Raw genomic sequence first — 22,467 nt, forward strand, 5'->3', positions numbered from 1 at the left:
ATTATCGTCGCCCTTTAACAACTATTACCTGGATGAGGCAGCAAGCGTGCTTAATCGCTTCTGGATATCCTTATCAAGGTTATTCACCCAATGGTTATACGCGCGATGAATCTCGCCGTCCGATGCCAGCAGGTTAACGCTGTTGACGTAGTTAATGCTGTACTCTTTTTCTGAGTAGTTAATGCGAATAGTCACGCTGTGTTTACGGACGTTCTGCGTCGCGTTAATTACTCCGGGCCCCGCCTCAGCCATAATCCAGTCTCTTCCTTGCCCGGCGTTGATAATCGCCTCCTTAACCTGCCCTGACGTGACATGCTGGGTGATGAGGGTTCTTGGCGTCCTGACCGGCTCCGTCCTTTCCAGTGCCGAACAGCCCGCCAGCGCCGCGATACAAATCATCCCTGCTAAAATCTGTTTAAGCTTCATCATAAATTCCATTTGTTTTATTGAGTTAACGGAACAGATTATCATCAGGCGGCCGGGCCGGGAAAATTAATATTCATCCCTTTCGTCATCGTCATCCTGCTGCTCCAGCACGCTGTAGGCCACCGCGCAGAACAAAGAGTTCAGGCGTTTCATATCCCCCAGCAGGCCAAGGTGCAGCGAGCTGGTTTCGATGCTCTGCACGTTTTGCTGATGCAGACGGTCAACGTGAGCGTGAGAGAAGCGGCGGTTCATAATGCGGAAACGATGTTTATTACGCCGCAGGCGGCGCGCGCTGTTCACATCCGCCGAGAAGAACACCGACAGGCTGAGCTTGAGGTTGCTTTTGAGCTGCTGCAGGAGGTTATCCAGCTCCGTCAGGCCGTCCGGCGAGAACGCCCGGCGCGCGGCGAGGGACTTATCCGCCACTTCGCTGCCCATGCGCTCAAGAATATCCGCCGCCTGCTCAAGGTTGAGCGACATCTCGATAATTTCAGCCCAGCGGCGGGATTCAATTTCAGCCAGCTCTTCTTTCTGCATCTGCGCCATATAGAGTTTGATGGCGGTATAGAGCACGTCCACGTCATCGGCCAGCTTGCGTAGCTCCTTCTCCTGCCGCGGCTCGCCGTGCATCACCTTGCTCCAGGTTTCCAGCATCTGTTCGAGCAAATCCCCCATGCGCAGCGTTTCCCGCGCGGCGTTAGATAGGCCCAACGCCGGCGTATCTATGGCCGTTGGGTCGAGGTGTTTGGGCTTCATGCGCGCGTCCACTTCCGGCGCTTCGCTGATCACGCGGCGGCAGAATCGCGCCATCGTTTCGGCAAAAGGCACCATCGCCAGGCAGCGGATCAGGTTGTAGAAAACGTGGAAATAGATAACCAGCTCGGATTCAGGCAGCGGCAGCCGGTGCATCAGGCCGGCGAGAATATGCACGAACGGCAGCACGATAAGGCTGCCCACCAGCTTAAACAGCAGGCTGCCGAGGGCCACCCGCCGCGCGGCGGCGTTGGCGGCGCTGTTGTTAATCATCGCCAGCAGACCGGAGCCAAGGTTTGCGCCAATCACCAGGCACAGCGCCACATCAAACGAAATAACGCCGGCCGAGGTGAGCGTGGCGGTCAGCAGCACGGCGGCAAGGCTGGAATAACTGATGATGGCGAACATCGCGCCAATGAGCGCATCGAGCATGATATCGCCGGTCAGCGAGGCGAAAATAACCTGTACGCCCGAGGCCTGGGTTATCGGCGTGACGGCGGCGACGATCAGCTCCAGCGCTTGCAGAATCAGCCCCAGGCCGATGCCGACGCGGCCAAGCTGCCCGGCGCGCGTTTGCTTGCGGCTAAGGAAAAAGATCACCCCGATAAAAATCAGCAGCGGCGAAAGCCAGGAAAGATCGAACGTCAGGATACGCGCCATCAGCGCCGTACCGACGTCGGCCCCCAGCACGATCACCAGCGCAGGCGTGAGCGCCACCAGGTCCTGCGCGACAAAAGAGGTGACCAGCATGGTGGTGGCGTTGCTGCTCTGAACGAGCGCGGTTACGCCAATGCCCGCGCAGAAGGCGAGCGGTTTCTTTTCAACGCTGCGGCTGAGCACGCTACGGAGATTGGCGCCGTAAACGCGCATGATGCCGGTACGCACAATGTGCGTGCCCCATACCAGCAGCGCTACCGCAGAAAGCAGATGCAGTAAAGTAAGCACACTTTCTCCTTATAAATTATTGGTTCCCTGTAAGGTCAAGTATACGTCTTTAATCGCCGTAAATAGCCAGGGCGCCCTGTTTAGCGCCCTGTCTGGTGTAACGAAACTTTAATATTGACGGCTAGTCCGCGTCATAGCCCAGATTCGGCGCCAGCCAGCGCTCGACTTCGGTAACGGACATTCCTTTACGACGGGCATAATCCTCAACCTGATCGCGCTGGATTTGCGCCACGGCGTAGTATTTGCTGTCCGGATGGCTGAAGTACCAGCCGGAAACCGACGCGCCCGGCCACATAGCGTAGGACTCGGTAAGCTTCATGCCGATGACGTTCTCAACGTCCAGCAGCTCCCAGATGGTCGCCTTCTCGGTGTGTTCCGGACAGGCCGGATAGCCCGGCGCCGGACGAATCCCCTGGTAGTTCTCGCGGATCAGCTCCTCGTTGCTCAGGTTTTCCGTTGGCGCGTAGCCCCAGTACACTTTGCGCACGCGTTCATGCAGATATTCGGCAAAGGCTTCTGCCAGACGGTCGGCGATGGCTTTCACCATGATTTTATTGTAGTCATCATGCCGGGCTTCAAAGGCGTCCGCCAGCGCGTCTTCTTCCATGCCGCCGGTCACGGCGAAGGCGCCGATGTAATCCGCTTTGCCGCTGTGCTTCGGCGCCACAAAATCGGCCAGGCAGTAGTTTGCGAAGCCGACTTTTTCCGTTTGCTGGCGCAGATGATGGGCCACCGTTCTCACATGCGTACGCGACTCGTCGCGATAGATTTCGATATCGTCGTCCACGCGGTTTGCCGGGAACAGGCCGACCACGCCGCGTGGGTTGAGAGATTTTTCCGCGTGCAGCCTGTCGAGCATGTCGTTGGCGTCTTTAAACAGGCGCTGCGCTTCCTCGCCCACCACCTCGTCCTCAAGGATGCGCGGATACTTCCCGGCCAGCGACCAGGTCATAAAGAACGGCGTCCAGTCGATGTAGTTACGCAGCGTTTCAATGCTGGCGGTAACCTCCTGCACGCCCAGACGATGGGCAACCGGAGGCGTATAGCTCGCCCAGTCGAACGCCAGGTCGTTTTCACGCGCGGCCTGAAGCGTTACCGGCGGGGTGCGCGGTTTCTTACGCCCGTGCTGGGTACGCACGGTTTCGTACTCTTTACGGGTGCGCGCTACAAATTCATCGTGCTGCGTTGCGGAGAGCAGCGCGGAGACGACGCCGACCGTACGCGAGGCGTTCTGCACATAAACCGTTGGGCCGCTGTAGTTCTGCTCGATTTTTACCGCCGTATGCGCCTTGGACGTCGTCGCGCCGCCAATCAGCAGCGGCAGCGTAAAGCCCTGGCGCTCCATCTCTTTGGCGACGTTTACCATTTCATCCAGCGACGGGGTGATAAGCCCGGACAGGCCGATAATATCGGCGCCCACTTCACGGGCCGTTTTTAAAATCTTCTCGCCCGGGACCATCACGCCAAGGTCGATAATTTCGTAGTTGTTGCACTGCAGCACTACGCCAACGATGTTTTTGCCGATGTCGTGAACGTCGCCTTTTACCGTAGCAAGCACGATTTTACCGTTGGTCGAGCCTTTTTCTTTGCTGGCCTCGATGTAGGGCTCCAGGTAGGCAACCGCCTGTTTCATGACGCGGGCGGACTTAACCACCTGCGGCAGGAACATTTTCCCTTCGCCGAACAGATCGCCGACCACGTTCATTCCCGCCATCAGCGGCCCTTCGATAACTTCAATCGGGCGCGCGGCCTGCTGGCGTGCTTCTTCGGTATCCAGCTCAATAAACTCGGTGATGCCCTTCACCAGCGAGTACTCAAGGCGTTTGGCCACGTCCCAGCTGCGCCATTCCGCCTGCTGGGCCGCCGCCGCGTCGTCGCTTTTGCTGCCGCGATACTTCTCGGCGAGATCCAGCAGACGCTCGGTGCCGTCTTCGCGGCGGTTCAGGATCACGTCTTCTACCGCATCGCGCAGCTCGTCTGAGAGATCGTCATAAATCGCCAGCTGCCCGGCGTTAACGATGCCCATATCCATACCGTTGCGGATAGCGTAGTAAAGAAACACGGCGTGAATCGCTTCGCGCACCGGGTCGTTGCCACGGAAGGAGAAGGAAACGTTTGAGACGCCGCCGGAAATCAGCGCGTGCGGCAGCTCGCGTTTGATGTCTTCGCAAGCGCCGATAAAGTCCTGGGCGTAGTTGTTGTGTTCTTCAATGCCGGTAGCAACCGCAAAGATGTTCGGGTCAAAGATGATATCTTCCGGCGGGAAGCCGACTTCTTCCGTAAGAATTTTATAGGCGCGGCGGCAGATTTCGATTTTGCGCTCGCGCGTGTCGGCCTGGCCCACTTCGTCAAAGGCCATCACCACCATCGCGGCGCCGTAGCGGCGCACCAGTTTGGCATGGTGGACAAACGCCTCAACGCCCTCTTTCATGGAGATGGAGTTAACGATGCCTTTGCCCTGAATGCACTTCAGCCCTTTTTCGATGACCTCCCATTTCGAGGAGTCGATCATGATCGGCACGCGGGCGATATCCGGCTCGCCGGCAATCAGGTTCAGGAAACGCACCATCGCCGCCTCGGCGTCCAGCATCCCTTCATCCATGTTGATGTCGATGATTTGCGCGCCGCTTTCAACCTGCTGCAGCGCGACTTCCAGCGCTTCGTTATATTTTTCTTCTTTAATCAGGCGCTTAAATTTGGCGGAGCCGGTAACGTTGGTACGTTCGCCCACGTTCACAAACAAACTTTCCGCGCCGATGTTCAGCGGCTCAAGCCCGGCCAGACGGCAGGCGACGGGTAATTCAGGCAGACGGCGGGGCGCAACGCCTGCCACCGCTTTGCTCATCGCCGCGATATGCTCCGGCGTAGTGCCGCAGCAGCCGCCGACGATATTCAGGAAGCCCGCTTGCGCCCATTCGCCAATCTGCCGGGCCATGGTATCGGCATCCAGGTCATACTCGCCGAAGGCGTTCGGCAGCCCGGCGTTCGGGTGCGCGGTGACGTAGCATTCCGCAATGCGTGAAAGCTCGGCGACGTACTGGCGCAGCTCGTCCGGCCCCAGGGCGCAGTTCAGGCCAAAGGTCAGCGCATCCGCGTGGCGTAAGGAGTTATAGAAGGCTTCCGTCGTTTGTCCGGAAAGAGTACGGCCCGAAGCATCGGTAATGGTGCCGGAAATCATGATCGGCAGCTCGACGCCCAGCGCCTCGAATTCTGCTTTTACCGCGAAAACGGCCGCTTTGGCGTTTAACGTATCGAACACCGTTTCAATCATTATCAGGTCGACGCCGCCTTCCACCAGCGCGCGGGTGGACTCGCGGTAGGCTTCGACGAGCTGATCGAAGGTGACGTTACGAAAAGCGGGATCGTTAACGTCCGGGGAAATGGAGGCGGTGCGGTTGGTCGGCCCCAGCACTCCGGCGACGTAGCGCGGTTTTTCCGGCGTCCTCGCCGTCCATTCATCGGCGCAGGCGCGCGCAAGCTTTGCGGCCTCGAAGTTAATTTCCGCCGACAGGGATTCCATCTGGTAATCCGCCATGGCGATGGTGGTGGAGTTGAAGGTGTTGGTTTCGACGATGTCGGCGCCCGCTTCAAAGTAGGCATAGTGAATCGCGGCAATAATTTCCGGTTTGCTTAGCACCAGCAGGTCGTTGTTCCCTTTCAGGTCGCACGGCCAGTCTGCAAAGCGAACCCCTCGAAAATCGCTCTCTTCAAGACGGTAGCTCTGGATCATGGTTCCCATACCACCATCCAGCACCAGAATGCGTTCTTGCAACTGCTGATGCAGTTTTTCTACTTTGTTGCTCAACTCAGGCTCCCGGATACAAAAACGTGTCGAAGTGGCGAAAAGGCCAGCAGACCATACTGGCATAAGTTACCAAAGGGTAAAAGACATCGAACATGAGACATGTTCACCTGACTGCTCCGATGAGTCGGATGCAGGTTGCATTATCGCCAAATAAAACGAAAATGATTTCCACGATATGAAAAAAGGAGTCAGGTATGGTCGCAGTCGTTCCCGCCAAACGTGGCAAAAAACCTCGCGCTGCCGCAGCGGCGGCTCCCCAGCCTACCGGACAGGTACAGTCCCTTACGCGCGGCTTAAAACTGCTTGAATGGATTGCCGAATCTCACGGCAGCGTGGCGCTTACCGAGCTTGCCCAGCAGGCTGGCTTGCCTAATTCCACCACCCACCGCCTGCTGACCACCATGCAGCAGCTCGGTTTTGTACGCCAGATTGGCGATCTCGGCCACTGGACGATCGGCGCGCACGCCTTTGTTGTCGGCAGCAGCTTCCTGCAAAGCCGCAACCTGCTGGCCATCGTTCACCCGATGCTGCGCAAGCTGATGGAAGATTCCGGCGAGACGGTGAACCTGGCGGTGCTGGACCATAGCGATCACCAGGCGATTATTATCGACCAGGTGCAGTGCACCCAGCTGATGCGCATGTCCGCTCCGATTGGCGGCAAGCTGCCCATGCACGCCTCCGGCGCGGGCAAGGTCTTTCTGGCCAACCTGAGCGACGATCAGGTAGCGACCCTGCTGCACCGTAAAGGGCTGCACAGCTACACGCCCGCGACGCTCACCTCCCCGCTGCATCTGAAAGAGGATTTAGCCCATACCCGCAAACGCGGCTACTCCTTCGATGATGAGGAGCACGCGCTGGGCCTGCGCTGCGTCGCGGCCTGTATCTATGACGAACATCATGAGGCGTTTGCGGCCATCTCTATTTCCGGGCCGATTTCACGCATTACCGATGACCGCGTGACCGAGCTTGGCGCGCTGGTGATTAAAGCGGCGAAAGAAATTACCCAGGCGTACGGCGGCGGGCGTTAACCCGCCTGCTTTAAATCCGCATAACGCTGGCTGAAGCGCTGGCGTCTGCGGTAGGCGTAGACGTCCTCCACGTGGCCGTTGCGGATCCTTTCTTGTAATGCGCGCCAGAAATCAGCCCGAAACAGGTCGCCGTGCATTTCGTCGAACAAAGGACGAATACGCGGATCGGCGCACAGGTAGTGGCGAAACTCCTCCGGAAAAACATCGCCCGGCGACACGCTGTACCAGGGTTCGGCAGACAGCTCGTCTTCCGCAAAGCGCGGCGGAGGAATATCGCGGAAGTTAACTTCGGTCATATAGCAGATTTCGTCGTAATCGTAGAACACCACCCGCCCGTGGCGCGTCACGCCAAAGTTTTTAAACAGCATGTCGCCGGGAAAAATATTCGCCGCCGCAAGCTGGCGAATGGCGTTGCCATATTCTTCCACGGCGTCGCGCAGCTGCTGCCCTTCCACTCTTTCCAGCCACAGGTTAAGCGGCACCATTCTGCGCTCAATGTAGAGATGGCTGATGGCGATGCGCTCGCCAAGATCGGTCAGCTTCTCCGGCACCTCTTCATGCAGCAGCGCCAGCAGCGTGGGGCTTATCTGTTTTTTATCCAGCACGAAGTTTTCAAACTCCTGCGTGTCCGCCATACGGCCGACGCGGTCATGCTCTTTGACCAGCTGATAGCAGGCGCGAACTCTTTCGGCGCTAACTTCTTTTTGCGGGGCGAATTTATCCTTGATGACCTTAAAAACCCGGTCGAAGCCGGGCAGCGTAAACACCAGCATTACCATTCCCCGAATGCCCGGTGCCTCAATAAACTGTTCATCAGTAGAGGTGATGTAATGCAGATATTCGCGGTAACTTTCCGTTTTGCCGTGCTTCTGGCAGCCAATCGCCATGTAAAGCTCGGCGGTAGACTTGCCCGGCAGTATCTCGCGAAGCCATTCCACAAGGGCGGGCCGGGAGCGGCGCGTAAACCATAAAATACGAGCGGGCGAAGCCAAAGACGATGCTCGCCTCAGCGGTGCTGGTAAGGCAGGTATCGACGATAAGATAGCCCTCGTCGCTACGATGAATCGGCAGCAGAAACGGCGCTTTCCCGCCCGGCAGAACAAGTTTGCCGACCAGCCAGGCGGCCTTGTTGCGATAAAAAAGCTCGTTGGCGACCTCCAGCTGCGCGTCCCGCAGCGCTTCGCTGCCAAAGGTCTCATTGAGATGGGCGACGATATAGCCCGCGTCGCGCGCTAAATCCTGCCACGGCAGGCGCAGCGGCAGGTCGCCCAGCATGGAAACCAGCAGCGGCTGCAAGCCATGGGTCGGGGAAAATAATTTCGATAAAGGACGAGGGATGGTACGGAACCGCCCTTCCGCCTGCGAGCTGAAGATAAAAAGCCGCTCGGGAGACAGCGAGCGGTGGTCAAATAACCGGCAGTAAACGGAGTTGAAAAAACTCTCTGCGATTTCAAAACGAGGGTAATCCGGCAATAAATTGGTGTACTGCTCTTTCACGCGCAGCAAAAAATCGGCGTCGGCATTCTCTCCGCCGGTAATACAGCGCAGCTGCTCCACCACCAGGCCAACATGGTGATCGTAGAGATGGATGCGGCTTTTCATCGCCTGCTGCACGGCGTGCCAGTCGGCCTGCTCAAAGCGCTGCTGGGCGCCTGCGGTGATCTCCAGAAAACGCCCGTACTGCGCATCGAATCCCTGCAGGATGGTGCGCGCGACTAACAGTTCCAGCCTGGACGTCATGGGCGCCTCCGTCGTTACTTCCCCTCAGCCTGCCCCCTCCCCTAAGGGAGAGGGAACCCGTGAAGCTAGAACTGCTCTTCTTCCGTCGACCCGGTCAGCGCGGTTACTGAAGAAGCCCCGCCCTGGATGATGGTCGTTACCCGGTCAAAATACCCGGTGCCCACTTCCTGCTGGTGGGAGACGAAGGTGTAGCCTTCCGGCGCCGCCGCAAACTCAGGCTGCTGCACTTTTTCCACGTAGTGCTTCATGCCTTCACCCTGGGCGTAGGAGTGGGCAAGGTCGAACATGTTGAACCACATGCTGTGAATGCCGGCGAGGGTAATGAACTGGTATTTGTAGCCCATCGCCGACAGCTCTTCCTGGAAGGAGGCGATGGTTTTATCGTCGAGGTTTTTCTTCCAGTTAAAGGAAGGCGAACAGTTATAGGCCAGCAGCTTGCCGGGGAAGCGGGCGTGAATCGCCTCGGCAAAGCGGCGCGCCTGATCGAGGTCCGGCTTTGAAGTTTCACACCACACCAGGTCGGCATAGGGCGCATAGGCAAGTCCGCGGCTTATCGCCTGCTCAACGCCCGCGCGGGTGCGGTAGAACCCTTCCTGGGTGCGCTCACCGGTAATAAACTCACGGTCATATTCGTCGCAGTCAGAAGTAATCAGATCCGCGGCATCGGCGTCGGTACGTGCGATCAGCAAAGTCGGCACGCCCATCACGTCCGCCGCCAGGCGCGCGGCCACCAGCTTCTGAATAGCTTCCTGAGTAGGCACCAGCACTTTGCCGCCCATATGGCCGCATTTCTTCACCGATGCGAGCTGGTCTTCAAAATGCACGGCCGCCGCTCCCGCCTGAATCATGGATTTCATCAGCTCGAACGCGTTCAGCACGCCGCCAAAACCCGCTTCTGCATCGGCGACGATCGGCAGGTAGTAGTCAACATAGCGAGGATCGCCCGGCTCGATATCCGACGCCCACTGGATCTGATCCGCACGGCGGAAAGTATTGTTGATCCGATCGACCACCGCGGGCACGGAGTTCGCCGGATAGAGGGATTGGTCCGGATACATGCTGGAGGCCAGGTTGGCATCCGCCGCCACCTGCCAGCCTGACAGATAGATGGCCTCAATGCCCGCTTTAGCCTGCTGCAACGCCTGGCCGCCGGTCAGCGCGCCGAGGCTGTTGATATAGCCCTTTTTCGATTCGCCGTGCAGCAAACGCCACATTTTCGCCGCACCGTTTTGCGCCAGCGTGCATTCCGGGTTCACCGAACCGCGCAGCTTCACCACTTCTTCAGCGCTGTACGGACGCCTGATGCCTTCCCAGCGCGGCTGCGTCCATTCTTGTTGTAATTGTTGGATCTGTTGGGTGCGAGAGGTTTTGGTCATGGCAGATGCTCCTTTTTTTATAGAGGTTGGGTTCAGGCAAGCAGGCGGTAGCCCGGCAGCGTCAGGAAGTCGATAAGGGTGTCGGAGGTGGTGATCTGCTCCATCAGGCGGGCGGCTTCGTCAAAGCGTCCCTGGCTGAAGCGTCGATCGCCAAGCTCCTCCTGAATGACGAGCATTTCTTCGGCGAGCATCTGGCGGAACAGCGCTTTAGTGACCGTCTGGCCGTTGCTCAGCGATTTTTCATGGTGGATCCACTGCCAGATGGAGGTACGGGAGATTTCCGCCGTTGCGGCATCTTCCATCAGACCGTAAATAGGTACGCAGCCGTTGCCTGAAATCCACGCCTCGATGTACTGCACGGCGACGCGAATATTGGCGCGCATCCCGTCTTCGGTACGTTCGCCCGGGCAAGGCTCAAGCAGCTGCGCGGCGCTAACAGGGGCGTCTTCTTCACGCAGAACGGAAAGCTGATTGTGCCGCTCGCCCAGGGGCCCTATCAAAAACGTCCATCACGGCGTCGGCAAGGCCGGGGTGAGCAATCCAGGTGCCGTCGTGGCCGTTGCTCGCCTCCATCTGTTTGTCCGCCCTGACTTTATTAAGCACCCATTCGTTGCGTTCGCTGTCTTTGCTCGGAATAAACGCCGCCATCCCGCCCATGGCAAACGCGCCGCGGCGATGACATGTTTTGATCAGCAAGCGCGAGTAGGCGTTGAGGAAGGGCTTGTCCATGGTGACGGACTGCCTGTCCGGCAGCACGCGATCCGGATGATTTTTCAGCGTTTTGATGTAGCTGAAAATGTAATCCCAGCGGCCGCAGTTCAGGCCGACGATGTGATCTTTTAGCGCGTGCAGGATCTCGTCCATCTGGAAAACGGCCGGCAGGGTTTCAATCAGCAGCGTGGCTTTGATGGTGCCGCGCGGCAGGGAGAAACGATCCTCGGTAAAGCTGAACACTTCGCTCCACCAGGCCGCTTCCTGCCATGACTGGGTTTTCGGCAGATAAAAATAGGGGCCGCTGCCTTTTGCCAGCAGAGCATCCGCGTTGTGGAAGAAGTAGAGGCCGAAATCAAACAGGCTGCCGGGAATGGGTTCATCACGCCAGGTGACGTGTTTTTCCGGCAGGTGCAGACCGCGGACGCGGCAGACTAATACCGCCGGGTCCGGCTTCAGCTGGTAGATTTTCCCGGCTTCATTTGTCCAGCTGATGGTGCCTCTGACGGCGTCGCGCAGGTTAATCTGGCCGTCGATCACCTTGCTCCAGCTCGGCGCCAGCGAATCTTCGAAATCCGCCATAAATACCTTCACGTTCGCATTCAGCGCATTGATCACCATTTTGCGTTCGACGGGTCCGGTAATTTCCACGCGACGATCGAGTAAATCATCCGGGATACCGCGAATCGTCCAGTCGCCTTCACGAATGGAAGCGGTTTCCGAAATAAAATCCGGAAGCTCTCCCGCATCGATTGCCGCCTGCTGTAGGGTGCGGGCCGCCAACAGCTTGTTGCGCTGCGGCGTAAAATGGCTGACGAGTTCGCTAAGAAACTCCACCGCATCCGGCGTAAGGATCTGCTGCTCCTGCTCCCCAAAAGGCTGGCTGAAGGCCAGATCTGCGCTAACTGTCTGTTGTGTCATTAGATTATTCCCCCTCGTCTTATCCCGTCGATACCGCAAAAGTGGATCCCATACGGCTGTGCAGATTTCGTGCAACAGAATTAAGACTACTTCATCATTTTTTAAAATCAAAAACTATTTCCATTTTAATAACAAAAACGTAGTAACCGATTGATAATTAAATGAATAAAAATAACTCAACAGGGGAAGCTATTTTTAGGAAATAAAAAAGGCACCCGAAGGTGCCTGATGTGCAGAGAAAACGGGATGCTGAAACGCTTAGTCGAGCGTTGGGTTCATATGGCGTAGATCGAACGGGGTGATCTGGTAGACGTAGTAGTTTAGCCAGTTGGTGAAGAGCAGGTTTCCGTGGCTGCGCCACGTGGCGCGCGGGTTCTTCTGCGGATCGTTATCCGGGAAATAGTTGTAGGGCACATCCGGATTCAGGCCGGCTTCAACGTCACGGAAATATTCGCCCGCCAGCGTATGGGCATCGTACTCCGGATGGCCGGTGACAAAAGCTATGCGCTTATCTTTGCTGCCAAAGAGATAAGCGTCTCCCTCTTCCGACTCGGCAAGAATTTCCAGATCGGTGTAGTCACGAATCAGCGAGGCAGGGAAATCGGCATAGCGGGAGTGCGGCGCAAGGAAAGTATCATCAAAGCCGCGGGTCAACAAAGCATGCGGATAGGTGAGGTGATGCTCATAAACGCCGGACAGCTTCTCCTGCCGCGTCTGTTTAGGAATGCCGTAGAGGATATTCAGCGCCGCCTGCACGGCCCAGCAGACAAACAGCGTCGAGGTCACGTGATCTTTTGCCCAATGCAGCACCTGCTCAATCTGCGGCCAGTAGGCGACGTCGTTGAATTCAACCAGGCCCAGCGGCGCGCCGGTGACAATAAGGCCATCAAAATTTTCCTGCTGAATATCTTCAAAATTGCAGTAGAAGTTGTTGAGATGCTCAGCCGGCGTATTACGGGATTCGCGGCTATCGATACGCAATAGCTGTACGTCTACCTGTAGAGGGGAGTTGGAAAGCAGGCGTAAAAACTGGTTCTCCGTCTCGATCTTTTTCGGCATCAGATTAAGTATGAGCACCTTTAGCGGACGGATCTCCTGATTGCTTGCGCGTGAGGATGTCATAACAAAGACATTTTCTTCACGCAGGAAATTGACGGCTGGTAACTCATCCTGTACCCGAATCGGCATAACCTTATATCCTCACAGCATACGTTTAAACGTTTAGACATCCAGACAGCTGAAGATAACGCGGCGCCTGGCAAATGTCGAGCGTTGCGAGGATAGTTGAAAATGTTTCACTTAAGGCAATGGTCTGGGTTCAGAGGAAAATACTGCTTTTGGGCGGGACAGATAGGTTTTTGTCGGGTGCCTGCTCGGCAAGCAACTGTCGGTTGGCGCAGCGCTTATACGAAAGATACGAACGCAAAAAGGCCATCCGTGAGGATGGCCTTTCTGTCTGTTTGGAGCCTGGCAGTTCCCTACTCTCGCATGGGGAGACCCCACACTACCATCGGCGCTACGGCGTTTCACTTCTGAGTTCGGCATGGGGTCAGGTGGGACCACCGCGCTGTTGCCGCCAGGCATATTCTGTTCTCCGGCCGTCACTGTTCATGACCACCGGCTTAAAATCTCGGTTCAGGCTGAAAATCAAATTATTCTGTCTCTCACAAAACACCTTCGGTGTTGTAAGGTTAAGCCTCACGGATCATTAGTACTGGTTAGCTCAATGCATCGCTGCACTTACACACCCAGCCTATCAACGTCGTCGTCTTCAACGTTCCTTCAGGAGACTTGAAGTCTCAGGGAGAATTCATCTCGGGGCAAGTTTCGCGCTTAGATGCTTTCAGCGCTTATCTCTTCCGCATTTAGCTACCGGGCAGTGCCATTGGCATGACAACCCGAACACCAGTGATGCGTCCACTCCGGTCCTCTCGTACTAGGAGCAGCCCCCCTCAATTCTCCAGCGCCCACGGCAGATAGGGACCGAACTGTCTCACGACGTTCTAAACCCAGCTCGCGTACCACTTTAAATGGCGAACAGCCATACCCTTGGGACCTACTTCAGCCCCAGGATGTGATGAGCCGACATCGAGGTGCCAAACACCGCCGTCGATATGAACTCTTGGGCGGTATCAGCCTGTTATCCCCGGAGTACCTTTTATCCGTTGAGCGATGGCCCTTCCATTCAGAACCACCGGATCACTAAGACCTGCTTTCGCACCTGCTCGAGCCGTCACTCTCGCAGTCAAGCTAGCTTATGCCTTTGCACTAACCTCACGATGTCCGACCGTGATTAGCTAACCTTCGTGCTCCTCCGTTACGCTTTAGGAGGAGACCGCCCCAGTCAAACTACCCACCAGACACTGTCCGCAACCCGGATTACGGGTCTACGTTAGAACACCAGCCATTAAAGGGTGGTATTTCAAGGTTGGCTCCACGCAGACTGGCGTCCACGCTTCAAAGCCTCCCACCTATCCTACACATCAAGGACCAGTGTTCAGTGTCAAGCTATAGTAAAGGTTCACGGGGTCTTTCCGTCTTGCCGCGGGTACACTGCATCTTCACAGCGAGTTCAATTTCACTGAGTCTCGGGTGGAGACAGCCTGGCCATCATTACGCCATTCGTGCAGGTCGGAACTTACCCGACAAGGAATTTCGCTACCTTAGGACCGTTATAGTTACGGCCGCCGTTTACCGGGGCTTCGATCAAGAGCTTCGCCTTGCGGCTGACCCCATCAATTAACCTTCCGGCACCGGGCAGGCGTCACACCGTATACGTCCACTTTCGTGTTTGCACAGTGCTGTGTTTTTAATAAACAGTTGCAGCCAGCTGGTATCTTCGACTGGCTTCAGCTCCATCCGCAAGGGACTTCACCTACGCGCCAGCGTGCCTTCTCCCGAAGTTACGGCACCATTTTGCCTAGTTCCTTCACCCGAGTTCTCTCAAGCGCCTTGGTATTCTCTACCTGACCACCTGTGTCGGTTTGGGGTACGATTCTGTGTTACCTGATGCTTAGAGGCTTTTCCTGGAAGCAGGGCATTTGTCACTTCAGCACCGTAGTGCCTCGTCATCACGCCTCAGCCTTAAAGTGTTCCGGATTTGCCTGGAACACAAGCCTGCACGCTTAAACCGGGACAACCGTCGCCCGGCCAACATAGCCTTCTCCGTCCCCCCTTCGCAGTAACACCGAGTACAGGAATATTAACCTGTTTCCCATCGACTACGCCTTTCGGCCTCGCCTTAGGGGTCGACTCACCCTGCCCCGATTAACGTTGGACAGGAACCCTTGGTCTTCCGGCGAGCGGGCTTTTCACCCGCTTTATCGTTACTTATGTCAGCATTCGCACTTCTGATACCTCCAGCAGACCTCACAGTCCACCTTCAACGGCTTACAGAACGCTCCCCTACCCAACAACACATAGTGTCGCTGCCGCAGCTTCGGTGCATGGTTTAGCCCCGTTACATCTTCCGCGCAGGCCGACTCGACCAGTGAGCTATTACGCTTTCTTTAAATGATGGCTGCTTCTAAGCCAACATCCTGGCTGTCTGTGCCTTCCCACATCGTTTCCCACTTAACCATGACTTTGGGACCTTAGCTGGCGGTCTGGGTTGTTTCCCTCTTCACGACGGACGTTAGCACCCGCCGTGTGTCTCCCGTGATAACATTCTCCGGTATTCGCAGTTTGCATCGGGTTGGTAAGCCGGGATGGCCCCCTAGCCGAAACAGTGCTCTACCCCCGGAGATGAATTCACGAGGCGCTACCTAAATAGCTTTCGGGGAGAACCAGCTATCTCCCGGTTTGATTGGCCTTTCACCCCCAGCCACAGGTCATCCGCTAATTTTTCAACATTAGTCGGTTCGGTCCTCCAGTTAGTGTTACCCAACCTTCAACCTGCCCATGGCTAGATCACCGGGTTTCGGGTCTATACCCTGCAACTTAACGCCCAGTTAAGACTCGGTTTCCCTGCGGCTCCCCTATACGGTTAACCTTGCTACAGAATATAAGTCGCTGACCCATTATACAAAAGGTACGCAGTCACCCCATAAATGAGGCTCCCACTGCTTGTACGTACACGGTTTCAGGTTCTGTTTCACTCCCCTCGCCGGGGTTCTTTTCGCCTTTCCCTCACGGTACTGGTTCACTATCGGTCAGTCAGGAGTATTTAGCCTTGGAGGATGGTCCCCCCATATTCAGACAGGATACCACGTGTCCCGCCCTACTCGTCGAACTCACAGAAGGTGTGCCTTTGTGTACGGGAGTATCACCCTGTACCCTGCGACTTTCCAGACGCTTCCACTGACACACAAACTGATGCTGGTTCTGGGCTGCTCCCCGTTCGCTCGCCGCTACTGGGGGAATCTCGGTTGATTTCTTTTCCTCGGGGTACTTAGATGTTTCAGTTCCCCCGGTTCGCTTCGTTAAGTTATGTATTGGCTTAACGATAGTGCAACGGATTGCACTGGGTTTCCCCATTCGGAAATCGCCGGTTATAACGGTTCATATCACCTTACCGGCGCTTATCGCAGATTAGCACGTCCTTCATCGCCTCTGACTGCCAGGGCATCCACCGTGTACGCTTAGTCGCTTAACCTCACAACCCGAAGATGTTTCACTTCAGATTATGAAAATTTGAGAGACTCGAACATATCGTAAACCCATTCTTTATTACGGAAGAATGAGACGACATGTCGTTTCAATTTTCAGCTTGTTCCGGATTTTTAAAGAGCAATATCTTAAAGCCGACTGTTACAGTCAGTTTTAAGATATTTTTTAGCGACACCTTTCACCTGTCACCAAGCAAGTGGCGTCCCCTAGGGGATTCGAACCCCTGTTGCCGCCGTGAAAGGGCGGAGTCCTAACCGCTAGACGAAGGGGACACTGAGTGTCGCGACTTCGCAGGCGCCTTGCTTCTTTACTTCTATCAGACAATCTGTGTGGGCACTGCGCGGGTTGTATCTTTAAGGTAAGGAGGTGATCCAACCGCAGGTTCCCCTACGGTTACCTTGTTACGACTTCACCCCAGTCATGAATCACAAAGTGGTAAGCGCCCTCCCGAAGGTTAAGCTACCTACTTCTTTTGCAACCCACTCCCATGGTGTGACGGGCGGTGTGTACAAGGCCCGGGAACGTATTCACCGTGGCATTCTGATCCACGATTACTAGCGATTCCGACTTCACGGAGTCGAGTTGCAGACTCCGATCCGGACTACGACGCACTTTATGAGGTCCGCTTGCTCTCGCGAGGTCGCTTCTCTTTGTATGCGCCATTGTAGCACGTGTGTAGCCCTACTCGTAAGGGCCATGATGACTTGACGTCATCCCCACCTTCCTCCAGTTTATCACTGGCAGTCTCCTTTGAGTTCCCGGCCTAACCGCTGGCAACAAAGGATAAGGGTTGCGCTCGTTGCGGGACTTAACCCAACATTTCACAACACGAGCTGACGACAGCCATGCAGCACCTGTCTCAGAGTTCCCGAAGGCACCAGTCCATCTCTGGAAAGTTCTCTGGATGTCAAGAGTAGGTAAGGTTCTTCGCGTTGCATCGAATTAAACCACATGCTCCACCGCTTGTGCGGGCCCCCGTCAATTCATTTGAGTTTTAACCTTGCGGCCGTACTCCCCAGGCGGTCGACTTAACGCGTTAGCTCCGGAAGCCACTCCTCAAGGGAACAACCTCCAAGTCGACATCGTTTACGGCGTGGACTACCAGGGTATCTAATCCTGTTTGCTCCCCACGCTTTCGCACCTGAGCGTCAGTCTTTGTCCAGGGGGCCGCCTTCGCCACCGGTATTCCTCCAGATCTCTACGCATTTCACCGCTACACCTGGAATTCTACCCCCCTCTACAAGACTCTAGCCTGCCAGTTTCGAATGCAGTTCCCAGGTTGAGCCCGGGGATTTCACATCCGACTTGACAGACCGCCTGCGTGCGCTTTACGCCCAGTAATTCCGATTAACGCTTGCACCCTCCGTATTACCGCGGCTGCTGGCACGGAGTTAGCCGGTGCTTCTTCTGCGAGTAACGTCAATTGCTGAGGTTATTAACCTCAGCACCTTCCTCCTCGCTGAAAGTACTTTACAACCCGAAGGCCTTCTTCATACACGCGGCATGGCTGCATCAGGCTTGCGCCCATTGTGCAATATTCCCCACTGCTGCCTCCCGTAGGAGTCTGGACCGTGTCTCAGTTCCAGTGTGGCTGGTCATCCTCTCAGACCAGCTAGGGATCGTCGCCTTGGTGAGCCGTTACCCCACCAACAAGCTAATCCCATCTGGGCACATCTGATGGCAAGAGGCCCGAAGGTCCCCCTCTTTGGTCTTGCGACGTTATGCGGTATTAGCTACCGTTTCCAGTAGTTATCCCCCGCCATCAGGCAGTTTCCCAGACATTACTCACCCGTCCGCCACTCGTCGGCAAAGAAGCAAGCTTCTTCCCGCTACCGTTCGACTTGCATGTGTTAGGCCTGCCGCCAGCGTTCAATCTGAGCCATGATCAAACTCTTCAATTAAAAGCTTGATGTGCTTCAACCAGTGAAGCGGTGCTCAAAGATTACATTCACATAATTCACTAATGAATTACTGTCTGGTCACTCTTCAAGACTTGATATTTTTTTGCACCCGGAGGTGCTGAGATATCAATCCTGCGAGTGCCCACACAGATTGTCTGATAAATTGTTAAAGAGCAGTGCAATCAGCGGCGAAGCCTGCTGTTGCGAGGTGGCGTATATTACGCTTTCCTCTTTCAGAGTCAACCCTGAAATTCAGGATTTTTAACTCTCATCGCCGCCGTTACTCTGTGATGTTGTTCACATGTTCCGTGTCGATGGAGGCGCATTATAGGGAGTTCTCTTCAGGCTGCAACACTAAATTTGCAGTATTTTGACTGACTGCTGCATTCCACAGCAAAACCCCGCCTTATACCCGGTTGTGCACAAACTTATCCACAATTGTGCTTTGCACTGAAATTTCGCGAGCGTGACGCAAACGTTTTCGCTACAATACGCCGCGATAAAAGGACGCCCCGTTTTGGGGCGTTAGCTGAGTTTTACGATAAAAAAGAGAATTCAGCTAACGCTCTTCTATATGCGAACCAAAGCTAAGGGATCAAACCATGCAACAACGCCGTCCTGTACGCCGCGCTCTGCTCAGTGTTTCTGACAAAGCCGGTATCGTCGAATTCGCCCAGGCACTCTCCCAACGCGGCGTGGAGCTGCTCTCAACGGGCGGCACCGCTCGCCTGCTGGCTGACGCTGGCCTACCGGTGACCGAAGTCTCTGACTACACCGGTTTCCCGGAAATGATGGACGGACGCGTCAAAACCTTGCATCCAAAAGTACACGGCGGCATTCTGGGCCGTCGCGGCCAGGACGATGCCATCATGGCCGAACACGCCATCTCCGCAATCGATATGGTTGTCGTTAACCTCTACCCGTTTGCACAGACCGTTGCCCGCGAAGGCTGCTCTCTTGAAGACGCGGTTGAGAATATCGATATCGGCGGCCCGACAATGGTGCGCTCCGCGGCGAAGAACCATAAAGACGTCGCCATCGTGGTGAAGAGCGGCGACTATCAGGCGATTATCGCCGAGCTGGACGCCAACGAAGGCTCGCTGACTTTAGAAACCCGCTTCGACCTCGCCATTAAAGCCTTCGAGCACACCGCCGCTTACGACAGCACGATCGCCAACTACTTTGGCAGCCTGGTTCCCGCCTATCACGGCGAAAGCAAAGAGCCCTCTGGCCGCTTCCCGCGCACGCTGAATCTGAACTTCATTAAGAAGCAGGATATGCGCTATGGCGAAAACAGCCACCAGCAGGCCGCCTTCTATATAGAAGAAGAAATTAAAGAAGCCTCTGTCGCCACCGCCACCCAGGTTCAGGGCAAAGCGCTTTCCTATAACAACATCGCCGATACCGACGCCGCGCTGGAATGCGTGAAAGAGTTCAGCGAGCCTGCCTGTGTCATCGTGAAGCACGCCAACCCTTGCGGCGTGGCGGTTAGCGATTCTCTGCTTGATGCCTATGACCGCGCGTACAAAACCGATCCTACCTCGGCGTTTGGCGGCATTATCGCCTTTAACCGCGAGCTGGACGCGCAAACCGCCCAGGCTATTATCTCCCGCCAGTTCGTAGAAGTGATTATCGCCCCTTCCGCGAGTGAAGAAGCGCTGAAGATTACCGCGGCGAAACAAAACGTCCGCGTTCTGACCTGCGGCCGGTGGCAGCAGCGTGTTCCGGGCCTGGACTTCAAACGCGTAAACGGCGGCCTGCTGGTGCAGGATCGCGACCTGGGCATGGTTGCGGCAGCGGACCTGCGCGTAGTCAGCAAGCGCCAGCCAACCGAGCAGGAGCTGCGCGACGCGCTGTTCTGCTGGAAGGTTGCTAAGTTTGTTAAGTCCAACGCTATCGTTTATGCCCGTGAGAATATGACTATTGGCATAGGCGCCGGCCAGATGAGCCGCGTTTATTCCGCTAAAATTGCCGGTATCAAAGCGGGCGACGAAGGCCTGGAAGTGAAAGGCTCAGCGATGGCGTCCGACGCTTTCTTCCCGTTCCGCGATGGTATTGACGCCGCGGCCGCCGTCGGCGTGAGCTGCGTGATCCAGCCTGGCGGTTCGATCCGCGATGACGAAGTGATCGCCGCGGCCGACGAACATGGGATCGCCATGATCTTCACCGACATGCGCCACTTCCGCCATTAATCCGGAGCCTTAACGAATGAAAGTTTTAGTGATTGGTAACGGCGGGCGCGAACACGCGCTGGCCTGGAAAGCGTCGCAGTCGCCGCTGGTCAGCACCGTGTTTGTCGCACCGGGCAACGCAGGCACGGCGCTTGAGCCGGCTTTGCAAAACGTCGCTATCGGCGCGACGGATATCCCCGCCCTGCTCAGCTTTGCGCAAAACGAAAAAATCGACCTGACGATCGTCGGTCCGGAAGCGCCGCTGGTTATCGGCGTGGTTGATGCTTTCCGTGCCGCCGGCCTGCAGATCTTCGGCCCCACCAAAGGCGCCGCGCAGCTGGAAGGTTCTAAAGCCTTCACCAAGGATTTCTTAGCCCGCCATAAAATCCCTACTGCCGAATACCAGAACTTTACCGAAGTGGAGCCGGCGCTGGCCTACGTGCGTGAAAAAGGCGCGCCGATCGTCATCAAGGCGGACGGCCTGGCCGCGGGCAAAGGCGTTATCGTGGCGATGACGCTGGAAGAGGGCCGAAGCCGCCGTTAACGATATGCTGGCCGGCAACGCGTTTGGCGACGCCGGTCACCGCATCGTGGTGGAAGAGTTTCTCGACGGCGAGGAAGCCAGCTTTATCGTAATGGTCGACGGTGAGAATGTGCTGCCGATGGCGACCAGCCAGGATCACAAACGCGTAGGCGACGGCGATACCGGCCCGAACACCGGCGGCATGGGCGCTTACTCCCCGGCGCCGGTCGTCACCGATGAAGTTCACCAGCGGGCGATGGATTTGGTTATCTGGCCGACCGTGCGCGGCATGGCGGCGGAAGGCAATACCTATACCGGCTTTCTGTATGCGGGGCTGATGATCGATAAGCAGGGCAATCCTAAAGTTATCGAATTTAACTGCCGCTTCGGCGATCCGGAAACGCAGCCTATCATGCTGCGTCTGCGCTCCGATCTGGTTGAGCTATGTCTCGCCGCCTGCGATAGCAGGCTCAATAAGGTCACGTCAAAGTGGGACGAGCGTCCTTCGCTGGGCGTGGTTATGGCCGCGGGCGGCTATCCGGCGGATTACCGTACCGGTGATGTGATCCACGGTCTGCCGCTCGAAGAAGTGGCCGATGGCAAAGTCTTCCACGCCGGCACCACACTGCGTGAAGACGATATGGTGACCACCAGCGGCGGCCGCGTGCTGTGCGTAACGGCGCTTGGCGATACCGTAGCCCAGGCCCAGCAGCGCGCCTACGAGCTGATGAAGGATATTCACTGGGAGGGCAGTTTTAGCCGTTCGGACATTGGCTATCGCGCCATTGCGCGTGAAAACGCGAAGTAACGCCGAACGCTGACGACAAACCGCCCGCGTGGCGGTTTTTTTATGGTCAGAACTCGGCGGGCCTAGGCTGCCAGGAACAGAAATCCTGATTCGCCACCAGCAGGAGCTGTGAGCCTTCCGGCGCTTCCAGCCAGGCAATGCTCACCTCCAGCGACGAATGGCTCTGGCGACGCGCTATATGGCTCAGGGAAGGGTTATCCAGCTTCGGCCTGAAGGTTTCTCCTTCGCAGGTCGTTACCGTGCCATCACGGTGCCATCTTCCCTGCCGCAGCACCACTTTCCCGATACGCAACGCTTCGCTGGTCTCCCTCGTGCGGGCGGCCTGATACTGATACAAGGCTATCTGCTCTTTAGAAAGCTGCTGTTTCTGGCCGTTAACTTCGCGCTGCATAAAGCTCAGCTCGCCGCTATCGTCAAAACGCACTTTGCTATGTTCGGGCGGTTCGCCCTGGATGTTCTGTTCGATAAAGACCAGGCTGTCGCCCTGCCAGCGGTATTCGTTCGTGGTGGTCGCCCCGTTTCCATACGGGCTAAACGCCGTCAGCATATGTACCGAGCTATCGCTGTTGTCTTTACGCCAGATGCGCACCACGCCCTGGTCTGCTACGTAGCCGCTGGCGGTGAAAGGAGGGAGTTTATTACTGCTACAGGCGGTGAGCAGCAGCGCGCCGGTCAACGCCACCAGCGGACGCCAGACAGACAAAAGGGGCGAAAACGCCCCTCTGCTAAAACTGTTCACCGACACGCGTAG

The 22,467-nt window shown here is 56.4% G+C and carries 8 protein-coding genes, 1 tRNA gene, 3 rRNA genes and 3 pseudogenes; 3 read left to right on the plus strand and 12 right to left on the minus strand.

Annotated elements, in window-relative coordinates; translation table 11 throughout:
- Positions 1–24 precede the first annotated feature (24 nt).
- The 3 genes from WLO32_RS19120 to metH form a co-directional block, all read right to left on the minus strand.
- Positions 25–429, minus strand: coding sequence for a hypothetical protein (locus tag WLO32_RS19120; RefSeq protein ID WP_435946563.1), 405 nt, complete (start codon positions 427–429; stop codon positions 25–27).
- Positions 430–492: 63 nt separating this feature from the next.
- Positions 493–2,124, minus strand: coding sequence for a Na/Pi cotransporter family protein (locus WLO32_RS19125; RefSeq protein WP_435946565.1), 1,632 nt, complete (start codon positions 2,122–2,124; stop codon positions 493–495).
- Positions 2,125–2,245: 121 nt separating this feature from the next.
- Positions 2,246–5,929 carry a methionine synthase gene (gene metH / locus WLO32_RS19130; RefSeq protein ID WP_435946566.1) on the minus strand — a complete coding sequence of 1,228 codons (3,684 nt, stop codon included), beginning with the start codon at positions 5,927–5,929 and terminating at the stop codon, positions 2,246–2,248.
- A gap of 194 nt (positions 5,930–6,123) precedes the next feature.
- On the opposite strand from metH, the gene iclR reads away from it, so the two are divergent.
- Positions 6,124–6,957, plus strand: a complete 834-nt coding sequence (gene iclR, locus WLO32_RS19135) for a glyoxylate bypass operon transcriptional repressor IclR (protein WP_435946568.1) — start codon at positions 6,124–6,126, stop codon at positions 6,955–6,957.
- On the opposite strand, the pseudogene aceK reads toward iclR, so the two are convergent.
- From aceK to WLO32_RS19175, 8 genes and pseudogenes are all read right to left on the minus strand, one after another.
- Positions 6,954–8,697: pseudogene (gene aceK / locus WLO32_RS19140) on the minus strand (bifunctional isocitrate dehydrogenase kinase/phosphatase). The gene iclR and the pseudogene aceK sit on opposite strands and share 4 nt — an antisense overlap.
- Before the next feature lie 65 nt (positions 8,698–8,762).
- Positions 8,763–10,073 carry an isocitrate lyase gene (aceA, locus tag WLO32_RS19145; protein WP_435946569.1) on the minus strand — a complete coding sequence of 437 codons (1,311 nt, stop codon included), beginning with the start codon at positions 10,071–10,073 and terminating at the stop codon, positions 8,763–8,765.
- Between the two features lie 32 nt (positions 10,074–10,105).
- A pseudogene (aceB, locus tag WLO32_RS19150) lies at positions 10,106–11,705 on the minus strand (malate synthase A).
- 258 nt (positions 11,706–11,963) lie between these two features.
- Positions 11,964–12,893, minus strand: coding sequence for a homoserine O-succinyltransferase MetA (gene metA / locus WLO32_RS19155; protein WP_435946571.1), 930 nt, complete (start codon positions 12,891–12,893; stop codon positions 11,964–11,966).
- Positions 12,894–13,170: 277 nt separating this feature from the next.
- A 5S ribosomal RNA gene (gene rrf, locus WLO32_RS19160) occupies positions 13,171–13,286 on the minus strand.
- A gap of 106 nt (positions 13,287–13,392) precedes the next feature.
- A 23S ribosomal RNA gene (locus WLO32_RS19165) occupies positions 13,393–16,299 on the minus strand.
- 211 nt (positions 16,300–16,510) lie between these two features.
- Positions 16,511–16,585: transfer RNA gene (locus WLO32_RS19170), tRNA-Glu, on the minus strand.
- An 87-nt stretch (positions 16,586–16,672) separates the two neighbouring features.
- A 16S ribosomal RNA gene (locus WLO32_RS19175) occupies positions 16,673–18,214 on the minus strand.
- Together the 16S, 23S and 5S rRNA genes with 1 tRNA gene alongside form the textbook arrangement of a ribosomal RNA operon.
- A 602-nt stretch (positions 18,215–18,816) precedes the next feature.
- Here WLO32_RS19175 and purH point away from each other — a divergent pair.
- Positions 18,817–20,406 (plus strand): bifunctional phosphoribosylaminoimidazolecarboxamide formyltransferase/IMP cyclohydrolase, encoded by a 1,590-nt coding sequence (gene purH / locus WLO32_RS19180; RefSeq protein WP_435946573.1) that lies wholly within the window; start codon positions 18,817–18,819, stop codon positions 20,404–20,406.
- Positions 20,407–20,422: 16 nt separating this feature from the next.
- Positions 20,423–21,716 (plus strand): annotated as a pseudogene (purD, locus tag WLO32_RS19185) (phosphoribosylamine--glycine ligase).
- A 46-nt stretch (positions 21,717–21,762) separates the two neighbouring features.
- On the opposite strand, the gene WLO32_RS19190 reads toward purD, so the two are convergent.
- Complete coding sequence (locus WLO32_RS19190; RefSeq protein WP_435948344.1) at positions 21,763–22,455, minus strand: DUF1481 domain-containing protein; 693 nt, start codon at positions 22,453–22,455, stop codon at positions 21,763–21,765.
- Between the last annotated feature and the right edge of the window lie 12 nt (positions 22,456–22,467).

It is taken from the genome of Dryocola mayonis, from assembly GCF_051307045.1.
Taxonomy (GTDB): Bacteria; Pseudomonadota; Gammaproteobacteria; order Enterobacterales; family Enterobacteriaceae; genus Dryocola.

Coding starts and splice junctions, on each gene's coding strand:
- WLO32_RS19120 (WP_435946563.1), bottom strand. CDS start 429: ATGATGAAGCTTAAACAGATTTTAGCAGGGATGATTTGTATCGCGGCG.
- iclR (WP_435946568.1), top strand. CDS start 6,124: ATGGTCGCAGTCGTTCCCGCCAAACGTGGCAAAAAACCTCGCGCTGCC.
- aceA (WP_435946569.1), bottom strand. CDS start 10,073: ATGACCAAAACCTCTCGCACCCAACAGATCCAACAATTACAACAAGAA.
- metA (WP_435946571.1), bottom strand. CDS start 12,893: ATGCCGATTCGGGTACAGGATGAGTTACCAGCCGTCAATTTCCTGCGT.
- purH (WP_435946573.1), top strand. CDS start 18,817: ATGCAACAACGCCGTCCTGTACGCCGCGCTCTGCTCAGTGTTTCTGAC.